Source organism: Pseudoalteromonas sp. TAB23, from assembly GCF_000498075.1.
In the GTDB taxonomy this organism is placed as follows: domain Bacteria; phylum Pseudomonadota; class Gammaproteobacteria; order Enterobacterales; family Alteromonadaceae; genus Pseudoalteromonas; species Pseudoalteromonas arctica.
The window spans coordinates 1-3,727 of sequence record NZ_AUTP01000122.1 but is presented as its reverse complement, the minus strand read 5'-3'; the positions used below and the strand labels follow the sequence as shown (position 1 = coordinate 3,727).

General features: G+C 37.6%; 3 protein-coding genes. 2 read left to right on the top strand and 1 reads right to left on the bottom strand.

Features of this window, described 5'->3' with window-relative positions; genetic code table 11:
* The first annotated feature begins 64 nt into the window (after positions 1–64).
* Positions 65–1,233 (top strand): IS3 family transposase gene (locus L654_RS0104140; protein WP_139016089.1). Its coding sequence is split into 2 segments (ribosomal slippage): positions 65–341 and positions 341–1,233, totalling 1,170 coding nucleotides; the frame shifts between segments, so codons are not numbered across the junction.
* A 15-nt stretch (positions 1,234–1,248) separates the two neighbouring features.
* Here L654_RS0104140 and L654_RS0104135 read toward each other — a convergent pair.
* The gene (locus L654_RS0104135) at positions 1,249–2,499 is read right to left on the bottom strand and encodes a hypothetical protein (RefSeq protein WP_024607361.1); all 1,251 of its coding nucleotides are present in this window, start codon (positions 2,497–2,499) and stop codon (positions 1,249–1,251) included.
* A gap of 97 nt (positions 2,500–2,596) precedes the next feature.
* Between L654_RS0104135 and L654_RS0104125 the strand changes: the two genes are divergently transcribed.
* A protein-coding gene (locus L654_RS0104125; RefSeq protein ID WP_139016090.1) for an IS3 family transposase occupies positions 2,597–3,711 on the top strand; the annotation gives its coding sequence in 2 pieces (ribosomal slippage) (positions 2,597–2,849 and positions 2,849–3,711; 1,116 coding nt in all).
* Positions 3,712–3,727: the final 16 nt, after the last annotated feature.

Sequence of the window (3,727 nt, the reverse complement as noted above, 5' to 3'; positions counted from 1 at the left end):
TGACGTGGTTTAATGGATTCGACTACCCCAGTTAAGAGATAATCAACTTAACTGGAGATCGATAATGACAAAACGTAAAAAGTATTCCAAAGAATTTAAACTTGATGCCATCGCATTAGTTGTTGAGCAAAACTACTCTCAAGCAGAAGCCTCTAGAAATTTAGGGGTAAATCCCAACATGCTTGGTCGGTGGATAAAAGAAGCTGAAAATGATGATGGGCAGGCTTTTAGAGGGAATGGTAATTTGACCCCTGAGCAAGAAGAGATCAGAGAGCTAAAAGCGCAAGTGAAACGCCTAGAAATGGAGCGTGAAATATTAAAAAAAGCGACGGTCTTCTTTGCCAAAGAAACGAAGTGAAATACTCGTTCATAACCCAATACAAGAAGACCTGGCCTGTGGCGGTAATGTGCCGAATACTGGGTGTAAAAAGTAACAATTACTATAGTTATCAAAAGCGATATTCAACTAAATCAGAGGATCCAACACATCAAGAAATGATTGATTGGGTCAAGGACATAGCGCACTTCAGTGATAATACTTACGGTGAAAGGCGTATTCAGAAAGTCTTAAATGCACTCGGTTTTCCGGTGAGCCGTCACAAAACAGCACAGTTAATGAAAGAGGCAAATGTCTGGGTGCGTTATAAAAAGAAATACAAAGTAACAACGAATAGTGACCATAACAAGCCTATTTATCCCAATGTACTTGAGCAAAACTTCAACGTTGAAGCCGCTGATCAAGCTTGGGTACAAGATATCACTTATGTTTGGACTGCAGAAGGTTGGTTATATCTGGCGGTAGTGATTGATTTATATTCGCGTAAAGTCGTTGGTTGGAGCATGGGCTCACGAATGAAAGCGCAGCTTGTCTGTGACGCACTGACTATGGCGATGTGGCAACGCCAACCCAAAGCAGGGTTGATTATCCATTCAGATCAAGGGGTTCAATATGCAAGCCATCAATATCGTAGATTGCTCAAGTCAAACGACTTCATTGGTAGCATGAGTAAGAAAGGTTGTTGCTGGGATAATGCTGTTGCAGAAAGCTTCTTCGGTAGTTTGAAGCAAGAGCGCGTGCATTGGAAAAATTACCCAACGCGTTATGAAGCTCAACAGGATGTAATGAATTACATCTGCATGTGGTACAACAGTCGTCGCTTACATTCGTACTTAAATTATCAAAGCCCAAATGACTTTGAAGAACGAACCGAAACATTAGATATGGTTTCTTAACTAGGGTGACTGAATTTAGTTGACCACGTCAATCAAAGATGTAATAGTCTTAGGGTTAATTTTTATCCCCCCAAAATTAGTATCCTCTTTTAGAGATATATAGGATATCGGGTTAGGAAAACTATATCTATCATAATGACTATAATCTTCAGAAACTAATTCATAGCTTAAATCTACAAAGACAGGTAGCCTTTCAAGCAACTCTGTATGGTTATAGGAATTTAATAACCTTCTAAATAACTGACTAATGTTTGAGAACTTTTTATTCTTAGCTTTTTGTTTATAAATTAAAATGAGAAGCTCTAAAATTCTATCTTTTGTTTCAGTACGACATTTGCAGCACAATCTAGATAGTGCTTCTGGTAAGAATAAACCATACTCATACAAACACCCTTTCCCAGTTGTATAACGGTTTAATAGAGTTAGATATTTATTTGCTAGTTTATCTACAAAATCTAAATCATAGTCTGACAAGCATTCTCTGGTAAAAAGTAACTCTATAGATTTTTCATCATGAGTCCTTATCATTGTTACCATAGACCAGTATGGTGCAGCAAAAGAGAGTCGCTTTATTGCACTCTGAGCTCCACTTTTAGCGATTGCTACATGTGGCAACCGGAAAGGCATTCCCGCATCTTCGCAGAATCTCAAAAACCTAAATGCATTTAAATATTCCTTATTATCAAGCATGTAATGCTGCACAGTCTGCTTACTACCAATATCGAAGCCACTTTTAGTTACAGATTTTAATATGGCTGGTTCGTGGTTAATATTTAGATCGAGTAAAGACTTTTCCAATCTCGGATTACATTCAAATTGCTTTAAATCATCTAACCTCTCGCTATACTCTTTATTTTCAACGTTATAAATTCTATTTCTAAATTCAATTGAAATACATACTTCATCAAGTAATGTTAGAATGTATGACTCTAGGGAAAGGTTTGTATAGCTAGATATTATTGGCGAGTTATTTATTTTTTTTCTTACTTTAATTAACGCCTTGTCTAAATTCTCTTTTGCTGTATTACACTCTCCTATTTCTGCGAGAATACTCGCTTTTCGATACATCCAATATGGTGAGCTCGCTTCAGCATTCCACTTTGATAAAACGTCAAATAATTTTGACGACTCATTTTCAAACAGTAAAAATAAAGCCTTCTGATTAGTCAAGTTTTCACTCTCATCTAATGTCTTCGCAATCGACTTTGCAATTTCATAAAATTTTAACCATAACTCACTTTTTCCCTCTTCTCTAAAATATCTCAATAAAGCTATATTTATGAAAAATGCTTTGGTAATCCTCCCTAAAAATAATAGATGCCAAACGTAGAATTTTCTCTTATTGTAAACACAGGAGAAAATTATGAAAAAAGCACATTTTACAGACAGTCAGATCCTCGCTATTTTAAAACAAGCAGAAAGCGGCGTGCCTATTCCTGAGCTATGCCGTGAACATGGCATGGGCAACTCAACCTTTTATAAATGGCGCGCTAAATACGGCGGCATGGATGCGTCTTTAATGACACGAATGAAAGAGCTTGAAGATGAAAATCGCCGTTTAAAGAAAATGTATGCTGAAGAGCGGCTAAAATCTGAGGTCATTCAAGAGGCAATGACAAAAAAGTGGTAAAGGCTTCTGAGCGCAAAGTATTGGCACATGAAGTCGTTAGCACAAATAAAATGAGTATTGCCTCAGCCTGTCGCACTTTTATGATAAGTGAAACATGCTATCGCTATACGCCTAAACTATCTGATGAAAATGAGAAGATTGCAGCGTTGCTATTGGATTTAAGCCAATGTCAGCGTAATTGGGGATTTGGTTTATGTTTTTTATATTTACGCAATGTTAAAGGCTACACGTGGAATCATAAGCGCGTTTATCGTATTTACCGTGAGCTTGAGTTGAATCTGCGAATAAAGCCTAGAAAACGTCTAACAAGGGAGAAGCCTGAGCCATTGGCTGTACCTGATGCCATTAACGAATGTTGGTCAATGGATTTTATGCACGACCAATTATCTGATGGCAGAGGGTGTCGCTTGTTCAATGTGATTGATGATTTCAATCGAGAAGGACTCACAATAGATGCTGACTTATCACTCCCCGCTGAGCGTGTTATCCGCTCGCTGAATCAAATTATAGAATGGCGTGGAAAGCCAAAAGCTATCAGGTGTGACAATGGGCCTGAATATATTAGCCATAAATTAGCAGAGTGGGCGTTAAATAATAATATTGAATTACGATTTATTCAACCAGGTAACCCGCAACAAAATGCTTATGTAGAGCGGTTTAATCGTACGGTTAGGTATGACTGGCTAAGTCATTATATTTACAGTGATATTAGTGAGTTACAAGATAAAGCAACCGATTGGTTATGGGCTTATAATAATGAACGGCCTAACATGGGGATAGGTGGCATAACCCCCATACAAAAACTGGAAAAGTTAAACAACGAAGATTCTACAGATAGCCTCCATTAAAAATGGGGGGATTACC